At 46.9% G+C, this 18,834-nt stretch carries 16 protein-coding genes; 1 reads left to right on the forward strand and 15 read right to left on the reverse strand.

Features of this window, described 5'->3' with window-relative positions; genetic code table 11:
- Positions 1-2: 2 nt before the first annotated feature.
- From CLHUN_RS08590 to CLHUN_RS08650, 13 genes are all read right to left on the reverse strand, one after another.
- Positions 3-905: an AraC family transcriptional regulator gene (locus CLHUN_RS08590; RefSeq protein WP_080064177.1), complete on the reverse strand. Its 903-nt coding sequence runs from the start codon at positions 903-905 to the stop codon at positions 3-5.
- 71 nt (positions 906-976) lie between these two features.
- The gene (locus CLHUN_RS08595) at positions 977-1,732 is read right to left on the reverse strand and encodes a hypothetical protein (protein ID WP_080064178.1); all 756 of its coding nucleotides are present in this window, start codon (positions 1,730-1,732) and stop codon (positions 977-979) included.
- 70 nt (positions 1,733-1,802) lie between these two features.
- The gene (locus CLHUN_RS08600; protein WP_080064179.1) at positions 1,803-2,540 is read right to left on the reverse strand and encodes a DUF4367 domain-containing protein; all 738 of its coding nucleotides are present in this window, start codon (positions 2,538-2,540) and stop codon (positions 1,803-1,805) included.
- Positions 2,533-3,111, reverse strand: a complete 579-nt coding sequence (locus CLHUN_RS08605) for a sigma-70 family RNA polymerase sigma factor (protein ID WP_207559148.1) — start codon at positions 3,109-3,111, stop codon at positions 2,533-2,535. Before CLHUN_RS08605 ends, CLHUN_RS08600 begins: the two co-directional genes overlap by 8 nt.
- A gap of 280 nt (positions 3,112-3,391) precedes the next feature.
- Positions 3,392-4,861 carry an amino acid permease gene (locus CLHUN_RS08610; RefSeq protein WP_080064180.1) on the reverse strand — a complete coding sequence of 490 codons (1,470 nt, stop codon included), beginning with the start codon at positions 4,859-4,861 and terminating at the stop codon, positions 3,392-3,394.
- A gap of 152 nt (positions 4,862-5,013) precedes the next feature.
- Positions 5,014-5,550, reverse strand: coding sequence for a carbonic anhydrase (locus tag CLHUN_RS08615; RefSeq protein ID WP_207559149.1), 537 nt, complete (start codon positions 5,548-5,550; stop codon positions 5,014-5,016).
- Positions 5,544-6,644, reverse strand: coding sequence for a GIY-YIG nuclease family protein (locus tag CLHUN_RS08620; RefSeq protein ID WP_080064182.1), 1,101 nt, complete (start codon positions 6,642-6,644; stop codon positions 5,544-5,546). The genes CLHUN_RS08615 and CLHUN_RS08620 overlap by 7 nt, the downstream gene beginning before the upstream one ends.
- Positions 6,645-6,762: 118 nt before the next feature.
- Positions 6,763-9,315: a PEP/pyruvate-binding domain-containing protein gene (locus CLHUN_RS08625; protein ID WP_080064183.1), complete on the reverse strand. Its 2,553-nt coding sequence runs from the start codon at positions 9,313-9,315 to the stop codon at positions 6,763-6,765.
- A 143-nt stretch (positions 9,316-9,458) separates the two neighbouring features.
- The gene (locus CLHUN_RS08630; RefSeq protein WP_080064184.1) at positions 9,459-10,631 is read right to left on the reverse strand and encodes an ABC transporter permease; all 1,173 of its coding nucleotides are present in this window, start codon (positions 10,629-10,631) and stop codon (positions 9,459-9,461) included.
- Positions 10,632-10,670: 39 nt separating this feature from the next.
- Positions 10,671-11,357, reverse strand: a complete 687-nt coding sequence (locus tag CLHUN_RS08635; RefSeq protein WP_080064185.1) for an ABC transporter ATP-binding protein — start codon at positions 11,355-11,357, stop codon at positions 10,671-10,673.
- Positions 11,357-12,259, reverse strand: a complete 903-nt coding sequence (locus CLHUN_RS08640; RefSeq protein ID WP_080064186.1) for an efflux RND transporter periplasmic adaptor subunit — start codon at positions 12,257-12,259, stop codon at positions 11,357-11,359. The genes CLHUN_RS08635 and CLHUN_RS08640 overlap by 1 nt, the downstream gene beginning before the upstream one ends.
- Before the next feature lie 137 nt (positions 12,260-12,396).
- A complete protein-coding gene (locus CLHUN_RS08645; RefSeq protein WP_080064187.1) occupies positions 12,397-13,581 on the reverse strand; it encodes an MFS transporter in 1,185 nt (394 codons plus the stop codon).
- Positions 13,582-13,614: 33 nt separating this feature from the next.
- A complete protein-coding gene (locus tag CLHUN_RS08650) occupies positions 13,615-13,935 on the reverse strand; it encodes a putative heavy metal-binding protein (protein ID WP_080064188.1) in 321 nt (106 codons plus the stop codon).
- A 287-nt stretch (positions 13,936-14,222) separates the two neighbouring features.
- Here CLHUN_RS08650 and CLHUN_RS08655 point away from each other — a divergent pair, with 287 nt between their 5' ends.
- Positions 14,223-15,869 (forward strand): DEAD/DEAH box helicase, encoded by a 1,647-nt coding sequence (locus CLHUN_RS08655; protein ID WP_080064189.1) that lies wholly within the window; start codon positions 14,223-14,225, stop codon positions 15,867-15,869.
- 99 nt (positions 15,870-15,968) lie between these two features.
- Here the strand turns inward: CLHUN_RS08655 and CLHUN_RS08660 are convergent, their stop codons facing one another.
- Together CLHUN_RS08660 and CLHUN_RS08665 are read right to left on the reverse strand one after the other, a co-directional pair.
- The gene (locus tag CLHUN_RS08660) at positions 15,969-16,550 is read right to left on the reverse strand and encodes a GNAT family N-acetyltransferase (protein WP_080064190.1); all 582 of its coding nucleotides are present in this window, start codon (positions 16,548-16,550) and stop codon (positions 15,969-15,971) included.
- A 105-nt stretch (positions 16,551-16,655) separates the two neighbouring features.
- Positions 16,656-18,293, reverse strand: coding sequence for a class I adenylate-forming enzyme family protein (locus tag CLHUN_RS08665; protein ID WP_080064191.1), 1,638 nt, complete (start codon positions 18,291-18,293; stop codon positions 16,656-16,658).
- Between the last annotated feature and the right edge of the window lie 541 nt (positions 18,294-18,834).

Genomic DNA, 18,834 nt, shown 5'->3' on the forward strand with positions numbered 1-18,834 from the left:
TATTATATCAGTTTAAGCCATATTTCCATGCTTGTGGTTTCGGGTGAATGGCTTGCATATCGCTCCGCACAAAACGACTCTGTTTGCAGCTTGCGATTTGGCAGCCATGTGTTGTAGATGTACTGCTGTGCTTTGTATAGAGCATCCAGGACGAGAGCCTCAAAGTTTTCAGCTTCAAAGGAGCAAACAACATACTCTCCCGGTGGTAGTTCCCAGTTCATAAAACCGTGCGGAACCTTTCCAGGTCTGGACCTGGCACCTGCAAAATAGCTAAAATAGCCTTCCATTGGGCATGGATATGCCACACCAATCTCTTCATTATCCTCAGGAAGTCCAAGTGCTGTTTGTTTCTGAGCATGAAAGTTTTGCCAAAGAGTACCCAACGGATCAATCCCCGATTCGATCCCCAGTCCGTCTATAAACTGAACCGGCATGTCCTTTTTAACCCCGGTAAAACAGACTGGCTCGGTAGTTTTGCGCCTGTTTACCTCCAGAACGATGCCATGGGTAATCAGGGGTACTCCTTCATCAATCAGAGTGTAGTTAAGTAAAAGCTCAGGTTTTGTCATACGGTTGAGTGTTTGCGGGCTTTTACGGTACTCATCCGGCGTCATCCCAAAGGTATCTTTAAAGGTGCGGGAGAAGTGTTCATGAGAGGAAAATCCAAGCTCCAATGCCATATCCAAAATGCGCTTGTCCTTTTGGAGCACTGCTTCGGTTGCCTTCGCCATACGGCGGAGTTTTACATACTCGGCAACCGGTTTTTTTACCAGCCGGCTAAACAGACGCTGATAATAAAAAGGTGACAAAGAAGCCATTTTTGCCAGGTTTTCAATGTCGATTTCCTCCTCCAAATGATACTCGATAAATTCTATGGTTCGTTGTATTTGTTCCCATGCGTGCATGTATAAGCACCTCCTTCTCCTGCAGAATACCATGGCCGGGGGATATTCCGCTTGACTGTGAATGCCTTTTTTCAGTTGGCTGCAGTTTTTTTCCTCCTGAGCAGTATTACTCCTCCCAGAGCAATTGCGGCAGCTCCCCCGGTGCCAAGGGCAATCCACAAGGTTCTATCCGCCTTTTCCCCGCTATTTTCTGCAATTGCCGCTGTGGCATATATTTCAGCAGCTCCGGAAGCACTTGTACTTTTGTACATTCTTCCGTCATCTGCCGCATCTACAGCCGCTCCCTTATTTACATCCCTCTCCAGGTCCTCCATGTAAGGTTCGGGCATAACCCCGGCAGCCCCCGGAGCACTGCCTTGCTGCGCAATGCCTGGCGCCGGCTCGACAGTGTTTCCATCATACATAATGACTGCTTTTTGTCCCTCAACTATCCTTACCTGCTCTTTTCCGAAGATGCCATACAGATATTCCTGATTTTCCTCAGTGAGAGGCAGGATTCCTATTTCCACAAATTCTTCAAACGGCACAGTGTGCGTTACCGTTATGCCTTTTTGCTCAACCTCTTTTGCATGCTCCTTAAAAAGATATGCATCTATTTCCTTCTGCTTTTTCAATATTGCCTCGTCTATCATAACAGGACTTGATACAGCCTTGTCCGGACTGACGGAGCTTGTGGCCATCCCGGTATTTCCCCCGCCGCTTACAGAACCCGCCTTGGCAATATCCTCATTTACCGCCGCATTTGCTGCGGTGGAAAACACCAACAGGCACATGCTCAAGGCAAATGTTCCTGCAAATACTTTTCCAAACAATTTTATATCTCTCATTTTAATACCTCCCTAAAAAATTAATTTGTAGTTATGCTTAAATCTTTAGCGTTGTACTAGCTTTTTCCACTTATCTTCCTCTCATGGCTTCCGCTATTTTTATAACCTCTGCTTCCTCAAGCTGGCCTGCAACGGAATACAGGGTCTCACTGCCGTACCATCTGATTTCGGAGGCTGGTCCGCCACCGCCCTCTCCGGCTGCCCCCACGGCTTTTACATATGCGGGAGTCCCGTTTATTTCAATTGTCCTGTAGCCCTGAAGCTCCTTCTGCTGTTTTGCTTGGTTTTCCTGTCCGGTTTTTTCCTCAGTAATCTGAAAGGAATACTTCTCGTTTTGATATGTCAGAACAATTCCAGTGGTATTGTCCTTGTCCTCAATAAACCCTTCCGCAGCCGTCAGCTTGAACCCACCGGGAATATAACCGGGCTGGAGGAAATTCCCTCCAAAGGCTTTACCGGCCTGAGCAAGCGATCCAAATCCCACTGTTTCTCCTTGCCGGGCGGATTTCAGCATATCTCCCCCGCTGTCCTGGGGCGAGACATCCGTTCCCCGGGCAGCCTCCATCATAATAGTAGCCTCGGGACTGCTATCGGGCATTCCAGCCTTGTTGCCCCCAAGCCAGTCCATGGTGCCCAAGGCGGCAACTGCAAGTACCACGCAGGCTGCCGGAACCAGAATTCCCACGACAGGTTTCAGGCTGTTGTTCTTTCTGCACTTTTCCAGCGTCCTTTCCTTGAGGCCGGGGGTGACTGTAATTCCATCCATTATCCTGTGGGAAATATCCTTGAAATCCTTCAATTCATCCATCCCTGCCCATCCCTCCTTCCATTTTCCTTCTGAGCATTTCACGCCCTCTGTGAAGCCGGCTTCTTACAGTTCCCTCAGCTATTTTCAGAGTTCTGCTTATTTCCACGGTATCAAGCTCATGATAGTAGTAAAGGATGATTACCTCCTTGTAGTTCCGGGGAAGAGAGGTAACTTCATCAAACAAGCGCCGGTTTTCATCCTTTGCTATAACACTGCTTTCCACATTTGCCACAATGTTTTCGGTTCCGGCCTTATCTGTGAGCAAAACCCTTTTTAGCCAACTGCTTCTCAATACATCCTTGCACACATTTATGGTTATTCTTATAATCCAGGTTTTTTCGCTGCTCTCTCCCCTGAAGCTGCCGAACTTTTTATAAATCTTGTAAAATACCTCCTGAAAAGCATCCTCTGCCTTTTGCAGGTCCTTCAAATACATATAGGAGGTCCTGAGTACATCATTGCCGTACGTGTCCATTAATCTCTCTATTTCAGTGTCAATATGCTTTTTGTGGTTTATTTGTTTTTTCTCTCCACTCTCGTCATTATCCTCTGGTACCGAAAGGAAATACATGTCCGGCCTCCTCCCCTGGCAGCTTTCACTTAATAGACGAACCCCGGCACACAGGCGCTCCGTCTATTTGAGCTCCTTAATTATCCAGCAGTCAATGGTAAAAAAGTGAAATCCTTTACACCCGCCCTCCCGGATAATAAAATAGACCCGGCAGCAATCGTAGCCTTCAGACGGGTCTCTGTAAATAATTTTTATATTCAGGTTATATGTTAAGTTAACCTGTAGTGTGAGCAGCATTTTCTGACCGCTACAACATTTTTAATTAGCACTACAGGTTAAGTTACTCTTTTTTTCTTCTCTTTTCATCACTCTTCTTTTGATGTTTTTTCCTTATATCCTCAAGCAATTCCCTGGAAAATTCCACGGACAGACGGGTTCTCAACCGCTTTCTCTCGTTGGTATCCACAAACAGCGTGTTCTCCCTTTGCACAAAAACCTTCTTTGCAGCTATATAAACAAGTGCATAGGCAGCCACCATTATCAAGCCTGCTATCAGGCCGGAGGCCTGTCCCGGAATGAAGGGCATGCTGAATATAATTACAACGAGGCTGATCAAGGCCAGCCATGAAGCCACAGGATATCCCGGCATCTGGCACCTGCCGTCCGGAGGGCAGCCATGTCTCTTCCTGAACCTTATGTGCGTGGCCATTATCACCGCATAGGTGAATAACAGGGCAAACCCGCCCGAACTCACCAGGAACAGGTATACCCTGGGAAGCAGCAATCCTATCCCCAATCCTGCCAGCATGGAAATACCCGAAAACATTATCCCTCTTACAGGAACCTCTTTTTCATCCTTCAGCCAGCCGGGAGCATGCCCTTCCGCCGCAAGGGAGCGCATCATCCTTCCAAGCCCGAACATTGCTGCAAGCATGGTAGACAGTATTGCAGTAATCAGTACAAAATTTATGGCCGTACCTGCCCAGCCCATTCCCCATCTTCCCAGTGCCGCCACCATGGGACTGACATTTTCGTTCAGTGCCGCTGTGGGCACAAGCGGCAGCAACACTACTATGGAGACTATATACAGTCCCACCAGCGCAATAACCGTAGAGGAAATAGCCTTTGGAACTGTTTTTCTGGGATTATCCGTTTCAGCAGCAGCCAGTCCGATGATTTCAAAACCGGCATAGGAAAATATTACTATCAGCATACTGCCCGCAATTCCCTTAATTCCACCGGGCAGCAAGGGTTCGCGCGCTACTTCCCCCGCGCCGGCAGAGGCCGTTCCGGGAATAAAACCAAAGATCAGTGATACTCCAAGCACAATAAATGATACTATTGCAAACAGCTTTACGGCGGCAAGGCCGCTTTCCAGCTTGCTCAGCTTGTCTGCTCCAAGCAGGTTGAGAAGTGTGACACCTATGATTATGGTACTGCCAAGAATTGAGATGGATACATCGGGCACCCACTCACGTATAAGTATGGATACAGCAGTAGCTTCACTGGACATGGCAAGCACCATCCCAGTCCAGTATACCCACCCAACCGTAAAGCCTGCCCATGGGCCGAAGGCGTTTGCGGCAAAAGTCCTGAAGGAGCCTGAATCCGGGTTGGCCACAGTCATTTCCGAAAGTGCAAAAAGTATGAGGTAAACCAGTATACCGCCTAAAATGTAGGATATTACTATAGCAGGTCCGGCAGCCTCAATAGCAACTGAGGAGCCCAGAAAAAACGAGCCTCCTATTACCGTACCCAGGGCCATCATGGTTAGCTGTCCGGCAGACAGCCCTTTATGCATCTTTTCCATAATTTTCTCCGTTATAAATAAAATATGGTATCAATATAAGGTTCTTATACCGAATATAAAATATTATCCCAAAAATCATGAAAAAGATTCTCTTGTCTGTTCTTAACCAGGAGTGCAATTACCGCAAGACATAGACATTTATAAAAGTTGCGTCATTCAATTACATTGAGCATATTGTCTTCAATGGAATACAGAAGAGGTGTGACCGAAATTCCCGGGTATTTCCGGGACAGACGCCCTGATTCACTTACTGCAAACTCCACCTCATTGTCGATTTCAAACATGGGGGCATAATTCATAAAGTGCTCTTCTGCTCTTTTTATATCCCAGTTGGCATTTTCACACAACCCCTTCACAAATTGCTCTCTCCTGGATACAAGATTTACCATCCCGCAATTATTGTGAGCAATGAGTACGATGTGCCTGACCCCTCCTATGGCAATGGCATAGGAAACTTTGAATTCACTGTATCTTAAGTTTGCTCCTCCGGTTCTTATTATATAGGCGAAATTTTCAGGTATCCTGAGCTGCTTCCGGTTGTCCATGCACATGCCTATCAACAGCTCCGCCGAGCTGTAAGCCTTCAGCTCGGCACCCAGATTCTGATAGCACAAAAGCTTGTAAACCGGTGTATTTTTATATTTTTCGGGAATATCCTTTTCCTCTTTGACCTTTATAAAATTCATAATTCCTCTCCCTTTGTCTCCTTAAAAGCATATATCATTTCAGCCAGACGTTTGTAATTCAGTGTATCAAGCCGTGAAGCAGGAATGTTTGCGCTCCTGATACCGTTGTTACTTTTTTTCAGGTAGGAATATATGATATTCGCCTGGTCGATTTCCTCCTGCGTCAGAGTTCCGGCCTTATTATCCTGTTTCTTGAAACAATGAGCCGCCAACTGCTTCAGGGTTTTCTCCAGCAAAGCCATATCATACCCGGACAGAGCTACTACTTCCTTTCTCAGCAGTCTGTTTCCCTTTATGAAGAAAAGCTTGACCGCATCCCCGGCATATTTTTCGGCTGCTATAACATTTCGCCCGTAGCTTGAAAGCTTTATTATCTTTTGCTTATGCAGTACGTGCCGGATGCCCTTCAATTGTTCCCTGCAAGCTGCGGCCTTTTCAAATTCAAGCTTTTCCGCAGCATCCAGCATTTTCTTTTTCAGCTCCTTCACCGGGTTTTGGTCCTTTCCTGAAAGCAACCGCACTATTTTCCCGATCTGCTCCCCGTAGACCTCCGTTACAGCCTCCCCCGTGCACGGGCCGGGACAATTGCCCAACTGCAGGTTCAGGCAGCCGGAAGGATTGCTTTTCAAAGTTCTATTTTTGCATTTGCGTATAAAATAATTTTCCCTCAAAAATGAAACTGCGTGTTCAACCGAGCTCTGGCTGGTGAAAGGCCCAAAATACAATGCCTTATCCTTACCCGGCCGGTTAACGATTTCAGGAATGGGGTAATTTCCGCCGGCATCCAGCCTTATGTACTTGTAATTCAGGTAATTCTTCAGCAGCTTGTTGTACGGTGGCCTTAGCTCCCTGATAGTCTCACATTCCAGTAAAAAGGCTTCCAGCTCGGTGTCTGCGGTTATTATCTCAAAGGTATCAATCTGCTGCACCATTTCGGATATTTTGGGAGATTTGTTCCGACCGTTCTGAAAATATTGTGAAATCCGGGCTTTCAGGTTCTTGGCCTTTCCCACATAAATAACCATACCAAATGAATTTTTCATCAGGTAAATCCCAGGAACTCCGGGTAGTTTCTTAACCGCTTCCTTTATATCCATATTTTTTCCTCTGATTAATAAGATACATTATGCACATATTATATCATACTGGTATCCGGCATTTATACAAAAGCGGCAGCCGTTTCCGGCCGCCACAGGTTAATTTATATTTTACTCATTAAATAGTACAGATAAGTGTCTGGGTTACGATATCTGAAAATATCTCCGTTGTGTTTGTCCCGGCAACATGAACCACCTCTGAAAGAGCCGCAGCCTGAGGTTCTATTTCTTTAAGCCTGTTCTCAAGGCTCAGGAGTTTGTGACTGTTAAAAACCGTATCTCCGCTCCCGTCAATTAAGGCTGCATAAAAAATCCCGGTCTCCACCAAATCCTGAAAGAAGTGGCTGCCATAAGACAGTTCAGGCATCAGACCCGCCTGACTGTGGGATACTTCGCACAGCACCGACATATTGCTCAGCTCAGTAAAGTGGACAGGTACACCCAGCGAGGGTGTCGTACTCCCCCACCTGCCCGGGCCCATGAGCATCACGTGCTTTCCTTTCAGCTCCCTGTTCAGACGGCCTATGAGCCTTGCCACAGAATATTTCCCCTGTTCATTTAAAGCCAGATATTCCTGGGCTTTGACTAAAATCACATAATCTATATTCAGTCTGACATTACCTCCCATAAACCCGCCCTTGCCGCGAAACAGGCAGGTTTCAGGCTTTACTTCCGGAAGTTCCACAGGCTTTCCAAGTCCTCTGGTCTGAAGGGGACGGCATTGCAGCAGGTTTACCTTAAAGCCCCCATCCCTTGTAAAATTTGCAGTGTACTCAATATCCACAGGATAATCGTAAATCCTTGAAAGCAAGGCCAAAATATCCCTCATGACAGCAGCAAACTGTGTCTGGGTAAACAGCTTCCTATAGTCAAGAAGGTACGGTACTTTTTCGGAGGTATACCCAAGCTGCCGGAGTCTTTCGGCGGTTTTGAAATCGGGACTTGCAAAAAGCTCCCTGTCGGTCTTCAGCTCACCCGAAATAATTTCCTCCAGCCTCTTTTCCTCCAGCAGATTGTCCTTAAGCGAAAGCACATCCACACCTTGCTGTGAAAATTTCGGCATGTCTTCGGCATTTATGGGGGGCAGCCTCAGAGGATTGTCCAGACACACTATCCTGGGATAATCTCCTTCGGTGCGGTCCACCGCCCTGGTGCCAAGACCGAAAACCAGGCGCAGCATACCTGCTTCCATATCAATGCTTTTATCCCATACATACAGATTTGAAGAATTGCCCACTCCCGCCACATGGGGAAAGAAATTTTCATCATACTGATCGCCTGAAACGCGCTGGACCAGCACTGCCATCTGTTCGTCGCACTCAGCCAGCCCCCTGTCCCTCCTGTATGCCAGGGCATCCTCGTTCATGGTACTGGCATAAACTTTCCGTATGGCTTCCTCAAAGGCTTCATATCTTTCATCCGGTGTTCCCTGGTTTACGCAGAAGACACTTTCGTATTTACCTGCAAAGGCATTTCCGAAGTTGTCTTCCAGCAGTGAGCTGGAACGTACTATCACCGGAGATTGTCCAAAATATTCCAGCATCTGTTGGAACTGTTCCTGAATATTTTTGGGGAATTTCCCGTGAAGCAGCTTATCCTTCAGTTCGGCTGCAAGGCTGAAATAGCCTTCTTCTGTTTTTTGCCGGGTTCTCAGCCTCCACCAGCCGTTCTGGACAATATAGGTATAAAATACATCAGAGCCGATGTAATAGGAGTCATGGGGCTCCAAATATGTATCGAACAGCTCTTTTGCATCCTTTTCCAGAATTTTTCTCGCTATGAGCATCCCTACGCTTTTCCCTCCAATGAAACCCGTCCCCACCTCCCGTGAGGCTATCTGAAGGATATCCCTCAAGTTGAAATACTTGTGGCAAAGCTGGAACATTCTTGTGGACTCATTGCCTATGAGCATATGCATCAGAAGCTTTTTCTGAGCGTCCTTCTCCCGGGGGGATTTATCAAGTACCCCTTTGGCCCTGCTGAATATGATATCCCAGTAGTCCAGCCTGTCCTCTCCCCTGTTTATACTGGAAAAGAGCCCTGCGGCCTCCGTACTTGCCGTAATGCCGACAGCCTCCTGTCCATCAATGAGGTGAGGGAAGAACATGGTTGGAGAATAGCGCTGCCACACCTTCAGGGGATGAATATAATACTTGCTGTTTACCTGATACAAATCCAGCAAAAGCTGGGTGGTCTCCCGTATTCCCGCTACGGTACTGTACGTGTGGCAATTTCTCCTGATGGCAAAATACGCTACCGTATCCAATTCATACAGGTAGGGACAGGTCACCTTGAAAAAATTGCCGATCATCAAATCCGAATACCAGTATTTCAACAGGTCGGTAAGGCAGTCAAATACATAGAATACCTTCTTCCCCTCTTTTTTTATCAGCTTGTGCACTTCTGTGGCAAAGCCCTCAAAGCCCTTACCCGAGTCTATATGATATACCTTGACCTGGCCGCTCTCCTCAAGCAAGGGCTGATGCCTGCCGAAACGGATATATACAAGCCTTCTTCCGTCCAGACCCGCCTGTATGGCATATGGCTCAACAAGCCTTTTGTAGTCTTCAACCGAATCCACCTGCCAGACCACATTATCACCCAGCCTGAGATGGTCTATTACCTGGTCAAAGCCTTTGAGCCCTGTGCTTACCCTGTCACCAATCCCCATACTGCAGCACCTCCTCCATATCCCCGCAACGCTCTTTACACTTCACGGCCTGCAGGTTTCTCATCTTATCTTATATTATACATTATACCTGGCCAGTGGTCTGTAACATCTGGAACTTATATTGCCCGGCAAGGAAGATTATTTTACAGGCTCCTTAGTGCATCGATGGGATTCAGCCTGCTGGCTTTTCTGGCGGGCATGTAGCCGAAAATTATTCCAACGGCTGCAGAAAAGCCCACCGCCAGTGCTATGGTAGACACTGAAACAGAAAAAATAATACCTATGAGTACCGCTGTAGCATAAGCTATAAGGCCTCCGGCCACCAGGCCTATAAGCCCGCCTATGAGAGACAGGAAGATTGCTTCTATGATAAATTGGAGCTGAATCCTGCCCGGGGTGGCCCCCAGAGCTTTTCTCAGGCCAATTTCCGTGGTTCTCTCAGTTATGGATACAAGCATCATATTCATTATCCCTATACCTCCCACAACCAGTGATATGGCAGCAATTCCTCCCAGCAACATGGACATGATGGACATCATATCCTGGAAGGATTCAATCATATCTCCCATGTTGAAAACCGTAAATGCATCCTCTTTGCTGTTAAACGCCTGAGAGAGCACCCCTTTTATATCCAGCACCGTTTCGTCGGCTGCCTCGGTGTCCTTCAGGTATACATCCAGGCTGGATATGTTTTTTATTCCAAGGTTTCGAAGAGCTGTGGTATACGGAATGACAACGGTTCCATTGTTGGAATTCATGCCAAAACCACTGGAAGGTGCCAGTGTTCCTATGACCGTGTAGGCCATACCGTTAATGGCCAATTCCTTCCCCAGAGGGTCTGCCCCGAAGAACAGCTCCCTGGTTATATCGCTTCCGATGACGGCAACCTGGGTTTTCCCCTCAATATCCAGAAAGTTAACCGGTCTGCCGGATTTTATCAAGCTTGTGTCTGTTTTAAAAAATACTTCATTCTTCCCCTGCACAGTTATATCTTTCATGACACTGCCATTGCCCACAACTGAGGTTTTACCTGTTATGGTGGGAGATACTCCCTCTATGTTTTTCAATCGGGAGATTTCGGCGGTATCAGCATCCGTGAGCCCGGTCTTAAGAGGTGTTCCAATGACGTTAATCATTATTTTGTTTACCCCCAGCGAATTCACCTCCTTGCTGATGCTGGCGGTAGCTCCGCTTACTATGGTGATAAGAGCTATAATTGACGCAACCCCTATTACTATTCCCAGCATGGTAAGAACAGACCGGAGCTTGTTTTTAACTATATTCTCCCACGACATCCTTATACTTTCCCAAAGCATATTCCTGCCTCCCGCTGCTTACTTTTTTACGGCCTGCCCTCAGCTCTCATATCCGGCCTCGGACAGATGTCCGTCCAGGATATTCACTACTCTTCTTGCCCTCCGGGCTATGCCTGTATCATGAGTTATCATTATGATGGTCTTATGGTCACGGTTAATTTCTTCAAACAGCTCCATAACCTGCAGGCCTGTTTTCTGGTCCAATGCTCCTGTAGGTTCGTCGGCCAGCAATATGGTAGGCTCGGTAACAAGTGCACGGGCTATGGCTACACGCTGCTGCTGTCCTCCCGACAGTTGATTCGGCAGATTTCTCAGCTTATCCGCCAGGCCTACCCGTTCCAGTATGTCTCCTGCACGTTTTTGCCGCTGTGCCTTGGCCAGCCCGGAATAGATCAGCGGCAGCTCAACATTTTGAAGGGCTGTCAGCCTGGGCAGCAGGTGAAAGCTCTGAAAGACAAAACCTATTTCCCTGTTTCTGACCCTGGCCAGTTGGATTTCATCCAGCTTGTTTATATCATTGCCGGACAGGAGGTAGGTTCCCGAGGTGGCTGTATCCAGGCAGCCGATAATATTCATCATGGTAGACTTGCCTGAACCGGACGGTCCCAGTATGGAAAGGAATTCACCGGAATCCACCGTCAGGTTTACATTGTGCAGCACCTCCAGTTCCTCTGCATCCATATAATAGCTTTTACATATATTTTCCATCTTAAGAATTTCAGCCATCAGCCAGCTCCCCCAAGTGTAGTGCTGCTATCCTGTCGTCCCCTGAAGCCCATTCCCGCCGTGCTGCCGGTTCCGGTACCGGTATACAGAATGGTTTCCCCGGAGGACACCCCGTTTTTCACCTCTACTTCAGTACCGTTATTGATTCCCGTGACTATATCCGCCCGCACAGGGCTTCCTCTTCCATTTGGATTTTCTTTGAGCACATAGGGTGCGTTGTCGGCATCAAAGCTTACAGCATACATGGGTATTGTCACGACACCCTTGGCAGAAGCCTTCACAAGCCTGACTTCCGCGGACATCCCCACCTTCAGGGTCTGATCCCGGTTCAGGTCGATTGCGGCAATGAAATAGGTCAGACCGTTGGCTACAACCCCCTCCTTGGATATGCTGCTTATTTTGCCCGTAAGTTCCTTGTTCAAGGCTCCTATTTTAACCTGTGCAGCCATACCCTTTTTCAGATACCCCAGATCATATTCGTCCACTCTGACCTTTATCTCAAGATTATTGTAATCAACAATTTCCATGAGCCTGACCCCTGCCATAACCATCACGTCTTCCTCAACGCTAATGGAGGCTACTTCTCCGTCAATCTCCGCAGACAGTTCCTGGCCTGAGGAAGTCTCAGCCAGTACGTCCCCCTTTTTCACCAGGTCTCCCTCCTTCACTAAAATGTCGGATATCTGCATAACGGTTTCCGAGGTCACTGCCTGTCGGTGTTTGGCCTCTATATTGCCGGAAAAGGAATGGTATGTTGTAATATCCCCCTCCTGAGCCTTTATGTTCCGGTAATCCTTTAAGTCCCTTCCTCTGTTGAACAAAATCGCTGCAACCGCAGCCAGGAATATAATTATGATTAAAGTCACCCACTTCCAGGCTGCGGATTTTCTCTTTGGCTGCATTATATTAATATCCTCCGCTCAATAAATAAAGAGCATTCATATACCCATCCGGTAGAATGCTCTTTAATATATCGTTTGCCTTTTATTATGAAAATATGCATGGGTCGGTCTAAAAGCAGCACTTCCAATGCGCCTTACTAATCAAGCCCTTCAGTAGTCCGACTATGTGCGGCCCTATTGGTTGACTCGTTAAAAACAATCATCATTGCCGTTACCACAAGCAAATAATAAGGATATATTGTAAAGGAAAAATGCTGTGCCAGCAGTCCAAACAGAGGCGGCATTGCGGTTGCACCTGCATAGGCACTGGCCATTTGTATTCCCATAAGGGCCTGGGACAAATCCTTTCCGAAGCGTTTGGGCGTCTCATGCAGCAGGCAGGGAAAAACCGGCGCGCAGCCTATTCCCATCAGCAGGAAGCCTGCGGGAAGCAAGCTGTTTTTCCCCAAGGGGAGAAGAATGCATATAAGCCCCGCTGCAATAATCCCCTGTCCAAGCCTCACTAATGTCCTGTTTTCCATTTTCATTGCAATAAAGCCTGCTGCAAATCTCCCAAGGGTTATGCCGAAATAATACATGGAAACCCATTTTGCTGCTGTTCCTGCAGTGATGCCTTTGTTCAGCACCAGATAGCTGCCTCCCCAAAGTCCTGCCGCAGCTTCTACAGCGCAATAGCTGAAGAAGGTAAGTAAGGCCGGTTTTGCTCCTGGCTTACCCAGAATGGCCAGCATACCCGCAGACTCTCCGGACAGTTCCTGCTGCCCGGCCCCTTCCCCAACCTTTCTCCACAGCGGCAGTGAGATAAAAAGGATAATAATCAGACATACCTGAATGATTCCGATAGTCCTGTAGCCCGACTTCCATCCGCCCTCCCCTGCAAGAAAAAAAGACATTATCATAGGGCCGGCCGTTGCCCCTACTCCCCAAAAGCAGTGCAGCCAGCTCATATGGCTTGCCTTATAATGAAGCGCTACAAAATTGTTCAGGGATGCATCCACAGAGCCTGCACCAAGGCCAAGGGGAACCGACAGGATGCACAGCACCCAAAAATCCCTTGACAGGGAAAAGCCCAGCAAGGCAATTGCCGTCAGAGTGACGCTTACAGCAGTAACCTTGCCTGTTCCGAATCTACGTATGATTCTTTCACTTAGGACACTTGATATTATTGTACCGCCTGATATTATTACAGAAAGTATGCCTGCATAGGATACCAGCAAGGACATATCCGTCATTATGGCCGGCCAGGCCGTTCCAAGGAGTGAATCCGGAAGCCCCAGGCTTATAAAAGCCAGATATATTATTATAAGCAGTAAAGTCGCCATTTCTTACCATCCCGATTTATGGTGTCATATTTTTTATTCTATTACAACCGCAGTCCCCGAAACAGTGACCATGAGCATGTTATTGCCCTGTCCAAGTACTTCATAATCCACGTCGACACCCACAACAGCGTTGGCACCCATATTTTCAGCCCGTTTGGTCATTTCATATATGGCATTTTCTCTTGCCTGTATAAGCTCGCCCTCATATGAATTTGATCTGCCTCCGAAAAAATTTGTAAGACCTGCTGCAAAATCCTTTATAAAGTCAACTCCTGAAATTACCTCTCCAAAGACAATTCCCTTGTAATCAGTTATTTTTCTTCCTTCAACTGTTGGTGTGGTGGTTATAATCATGTTTTTCTCCAATCCGGCGTATAAAGCAGCCTGCTTCACGCCTGAAAATAATAATTAATAATATTGTTCTTACGTTGAGTGTATACCTTCGTCAATTATTAGTCTATCATTTTAATATACGGATTCAAGCTTGATTTTATATAATGAATTTTTTTGGAGCTGCACCGCATAAGAGGGCTTTTGCAGGCAAAGCACCCGCTTTTAACGGCAACTGCAATGCTATCACTGGAAAATTTCAGAATTTAATGTTATAATCAAACCATTCTGAAAAAACGAAAGAAGATATTATGGAAAACAGTTTTAATAATTTAGGAATTACAGCACCAATATTAAAGGCTCTGGAGGAAATGGGTTTCCAAACTCCCACCGAAGTTCAGAGCAGAGCCATACCTCATATTTTAAACAAGGAAGACCTCATTGTCATGTCAAAGACAGGAAGCGGTAAAACAGCAGTATTCGGTGTTTCCATGCTTCAAATGACAGATCCCTCTTCCGACGGCCCTCAGGGCCTGATACTTACGCCGGTCCGTGAACTGGCAGTCCAGGTGGACAATGATATTAAAAAAATGGCAAAGCACCTGTCACACAGGACAACAGCGGTATATGGGCAGCATAGCCTGACCGTAGAGGTTCAGGAGCTGAAGAAAGGTGTCACCATAGTTACGGGAACACCGGGAAGGGTCTTTGACCATATCCAGCACGGCAATTTAGTCACCAAAAACATCCGCTTTCTGGTGCTGGATGAAGCAGACAGGATGCTGGACATGGGATTTCTGGATCAGGTAAAAAGAATTATCCGCTCCGTTCCAAAGGACAGGATAACCCTGCTTTTTTCTGCCACTATGCCTTCTGAAATACACAGGATCTGCAGAGAATACATGAAGAATCCTCTGACTGTTGAAATCGAGTCACAGACAAAAACAGTTGATTCCATACAGCAGGAATACTATAGAGTTGTACCAAATGAAAAACGTACACAGCTTAACAGGCTGCTTATTATTGAACAGCCCGAAAGCTGTATGATTTTCTGCAATACCAGAATGGGAGTCGACCATGTCCAGAACTTTCTGACAAAACAGGGCTACGCTTCGGAGGCGCTTCACGGCGATATCCCCCAGGGTAAGAGGACAAAAACCATCCAGCAGTTCAAGCAGGGCGAGTTTCATATCCTGGTTGCTACTGATGTTGCCGCAAGAGGCATTCATATAGAAAATCTGTCCCTGGTCATCAACTACGACGTTCCTGTGGAAAAGGACAGCTACGTGCACAGGATAGGCCGTACAGGCAGAGCAGGCAATGGAGGAAAAGCACTTTCCCTGGTTACCAGTGATGATATTATGACCCTTTATGAGATTGAAGAGCACATAGGCGCCATGATACCCGAATCAGAGCTTCCACAGGAGGAACTCTTTAACCGGCGCAAGGCCGAAGCAGGAGATTGGCTGCTTGCCAATGCGCTCAAAGCAAAGCCTGCAGGTATCAAGACTCCGCGGGCTGTCTCAGGTGCTGCCGAAAAAGGCGGACGCAGGACAGGTTCCGGCAGCAAGACTTCCTCCGGCGCAAAAGCTTCAAAACCGGGTGAAAAGCACAAGGATAACAGAGTTCAAAGCAAGCCCTCCGGCAAATCCGGCAGCGCCGGCAGGGACGCCCAAAATAAAACCGCTGCGGCAAGCGGCGGCAGCAGAGATAATACCCGGCAGAAGCAAGCGGCTAACAGCATGCCAAGGCAGAAGCCGGCCGGTGAACGTAAACCCAACAGCGGCAAAGCGCATTTTGACAGGCGGAATTATCCTGCTGCCTCAAAGGCTGCCAATACCGGCAGACCGGCTCCGGAGAAAACCGGCACTCCTGCCGCCCCTGTATCTGCACCGCCGGCACAGCACAAAAAGAAGCCCCTTCTGAGGAGGCTGCTGGAAAACATATTCGGCAAGTAAGCCCGGATATATGTGAAGTATATTCATGAGCATGAAGGCTGTTAAACATGAAAGCAACATGTTTTAACAGCCTCTTTGTATTTATGGTTTCCTGCTTATTTATAATTTTTTGCATTTAAGCTTATGGATAAACTGCTCTCCTAAAAGCTCATAATATATTTCATACATTATGCCATGGATGTTTTCGTTTACTTCCTTCAACGGCGTCCCGCACCCAAAGACCATGAGATGCATGGGAACGTCCCATATGGCATAATCTATTCCGGGAACAAGGCTAAAGCCTGCGCGGCTGTAAAATTCCATTCTCTTTTCACGTATTCCCGCGTCTTCCAGGTGCAAAGCGTCCTCAGCCTTTTCAACCTCCACGATTATACCGCTTGACCGGGAGTACATTTCCTTCAGCTTCTCAAGAAATACCGTTCCAACGCCCGTTCCCCTGTACTCTTTATAAACTGCGAAAAAGCTTACAAGCACAAACCTGTTCGAGGGTCCTTCCGCACATATTGAATAGGCCGCATCCCTTCCGTCATGTACCAGAATCCACCCCTTTTGAATATTGGCTTCAAGCTGTTTGTACAGCTTGTCATAGGGAGGATATTCCCCTTGCGCAAAATCTGCGGTTATACGTTTATATATTGCCTCAAGCTCTGATAAGTGCATATTTCTGATTGCAGTTCCCATCTATACATATCCTTTAATATTTTTTTGATAACCGGGACAGCTCCCGCTTGTATATTGCCACATAAGGCTGCTGATATTAAGATGTCCGGTTTTTAGGATTTCATTCTATCTTATCTCATTCTGAGCTGCCACAAGGCTTGCAGCGCCAAACCTTTCCCTCAGTTTGGGCTTTTCAATTTTTCCGGTAGGATTCCTGGGCACAGTATCAAAAATAACCTTCTTTGGCCGTTTATAGCGCGGCATGGAAGCACAGAAAGCCTCTATCTCCTGGTCTGTGCAGGTACATCCAGGTTTCAGCTCAATGATGGCCGCCGCGATTTCACCCTGGCGTTTATCCGGCAGCCCTATAACTGCCACATCCTTTATAGCCTTGTGGGCTCTTAAAAAATCCTCAATCTGGACGGGATATATGTTTTCTCCGCCGCTTATGATAACGTCCTTTTTCCTGTCAACAAGATATATGAAGCCATCCTCATCCATCCTGGCCATATCGCCGGTAAACAGCCATCCGTCTTTCAGCACCGCAGCAGTGGCTTCCCGGTCATTAAAGTAACACTTCATCACTCCCGGTCCCTTTACAGCCAGTTCCCCCACCTGCCCCTGGGTTACAGGGCTGCCGCCTTCATCTGTAACTTTTACCTCCCAGTTGTAGCCCGGTACTCCTATGGCTCCAACCTTATGTATGTTCTCCACACCCAGATGGACACAGCCCGGCCCGATGGATTCACTGAGGCCATAGTTGGTGTCATACTGGTGATGAGGGAAATATTTTTTCCAGCGCCGTATGAGGCTTGGGGGTACGGGCTGGGCTCCGATGTGCATCAGCCTCCATTGTGAAAGCTGGTAATCTTCAAGCCTTACATCCCCTCTGTCAATAGCGTCAAGAATATCCTGAGCCCAGGGGACCAGCAGCCAGACAATGGTTATTCTTTCTTCGGACACTGTCTTCAAAATCCATTCGGGCTTTATCCCTCGCAGGATAACTGCCCTGCTGCCTGCAAGGAAGCTTCCGAACCAGTGCATTTTTGCGCCTGTATGGTATAGCGGAGGTATGCACAAAAAGTTGTCTTCTCTGGTTTGCCCATGGTGGTGGTATTCTGTATAACAGGCCGACAGCAAACTTTCATGGGTATGCAAAATTGCCTTTGGAAAGCCTGTGGTCCCTGAGGAAAAGTATATTGCCGCATCGTCCCCCTCCCTCAGTTCCACAGCCGGTGCTTCCGAGGAGCAGTTGGCTGTGAGGCGGTCATAGTTTTCCGCAAAGGTAGGCCGGTTTTCTCCGGCAAAAAACAATGTCCCCACCTGGGGTATCTGATCATATATTGCTTCAATCCTTCCGATAAATTCAGGACCGAAAACCAGTGCAGATGTCTCGGACAGTTCCAGGCAATACTTTATCTCCTCGGCAGTATACCGGAAATTCATAGGTACTGCCAGAGCACCGGCCTTCAATATGCCAAAATATATGGGCAGCCACTCCAGACAATTCATCATCAGAATGGCAACCTTTTCACCTTTTTTTATGCCCCGCTTTAACAGCAGGTTGGCAAATCTGTTGGCCTTTTCATCAAAGACGCGCCAGGTCATCTCCCTCCGGTATTCACCCGCAGGATTATTTTCTATGAGCTCGTATTCCTTCCATATGACATTGTGGCTGTCCTGAAGATCAAGATTTATTTCTGTCAGACATATCTCAGCCCCGTATAACCGGGCATTTTTGGATAAAATTTCAGTGATAGGCATTTCCCGCTTCCTCCCGTTCTACCATATATACATATATGCCGTATTAACCGTACTACAGACTGCCCAAAAATCATATCCGGCGTTTTACCAAAGTCAATTACGGTTCAAAGCCTTCACTTTTAAGTGCTTTTATGCCGACTTTGCATGCAGTTTGGGCTTGAAAAAGTTTTTACTTCAGGGGGCTTTAGCCTCAAACTCAAACTATCGGCTTTCAGACGATAGTAATTGACTTGCAATAAATCAAATAATACGACACTTTATATTATAAAATGAGATATGCTGCTAATCAACACAATATTATCCATATGAATGAAAAAGCTTCTCCGCTGCTGCCTTAAATATTTTTCGGGGGACTATTTCCCGGAATGTCTTTTTGAAAGCCCAGTTCCATTCCTGCAAATAAATAAAGCCTTTCCCTCCCGTCTGCATTAAAAAATCCTGTATATGTGCAATAGTATTTGCTTTGAGCAAGTTCGCCCTTTTTATAAAATCTACATACTTTTTATAAAATAAAACAAATATATAGATAGGAGTTTTAAAA

It is taken from the genome of Ruminiclostridium hungatei (assembly GCF_002051585.1).
GTDB lineage: Bacteria > Bacillota > Clostridia > Acetivibrionales > DSM-1351 > Ruminiclostridium > Ruminiclostridium hungatei.

Bases quoted from the DNA above. Each gene is read 5' to 3' on its own strand.
- CLHUN_RS08590 (WP_080064177.1), bottom strand. From the start codon at position 905: ATGCACGCATGGGAACAAATACAACGAACCATAGAATTTATCGAGTAT.
- CLHUN_RS08595 (WP_080064178.1), bottom strand. From the start codon at position 1,732: ATGAGAGATATAAAATTGTTTGGAAAAGTATTTGCAGGAACATTTGCC.
- CLHUN_RS08600 (WP_080064179.1), bottom strand. From the start codon at position 2,540: ATGGATGAATTGAAGGATTTCAAGGATATTTCCCACAGGATAATGGAT.
- CLHUN_RS08605 (WP_207559148.1), bottom strand. From the start codon at position 3,111: ATGTATTTCCTTTCGGTACCAGAGGATAATGACGAGAGTGGAGAGAAA.
- CLHUN_RS08610 (WP_080064180.1), bottom strand. From the start codon at position 4,861: ATGGAAAAGATGCATAAAGGGCTGTCTGCCGGACAGCTAACCATGATG.
- CLHUN_RS08620 (WP_080064182.1), bottom strand. From the start codon at position 6,644: ATGGATATAAAGGAAGCGGTTAAGAAACTACCCGGAGTTCCTGGGATT.
- CLHUN_RS08625 (WP_080064183.1), bottom strand. From the start codon at position 9,315: ATGGGGATTGGTGACAGGGTAAGCACAGGGCTCAAAGGCTTTGACCAG.
- CLHUN_RS08630 (WP_080064184.1), bottom strand. From the start codon at position 10,631: ATGCTTTGGGAAAGTATAAGGATGTCGTGGGAGAATATAGTTAAAAAC.
- CLHUN_RS08635 (WP_080064185.1), bottom strand. From the start codon at position 11,357: ATGGCTGAAATTCTTAAGATGGAAAATATATGTAAAAGCTATTATATG.
- CLHUN_RS08640 (WP_080064186.1), bottom strand. From the start codon at position 12,259: ATGCAGCCAAAGAGAAAATCCGCAGCCTGGAAGTGGGTGACTTTAATC.
- CLHUN_RS08645 (WP_080064187.1), bottom strand. From the start codon at position 13,581: ATGGCGACTTTACTGCTTATAATAATATATCTGGCTTTTATAAGCCTG.
- CLHUN_RS08650 (WP_080064188.1), bottom strand. From the start codon at position 13,935: ATGATTATAACCACCACACCAACAGTTGAAGGAAGAAAAATAACTGAT.
- CLHUN_RS08655 (WP_080064189.1), top strand. From the start codon at position 14,223: ATGGAAAACAGTTTTAATAATTTAGGAATTACAGCACCAATATTAAAG.
- CLHUN_RS08660 (WP_080064190.1), bottom strand. From the start codon at position 16,550: ATGGGAACTGCAATCAGAAATATGCACTTATCAGAGCTTGAGGCAATA.
- CLHUN_RS08665 (WP_080064191.1), bottom strand. From the start codon at position 18,293: ATGCCTATCACTGAAATTTTATCCAAAAATGCCCGGTTATACGGGGCT.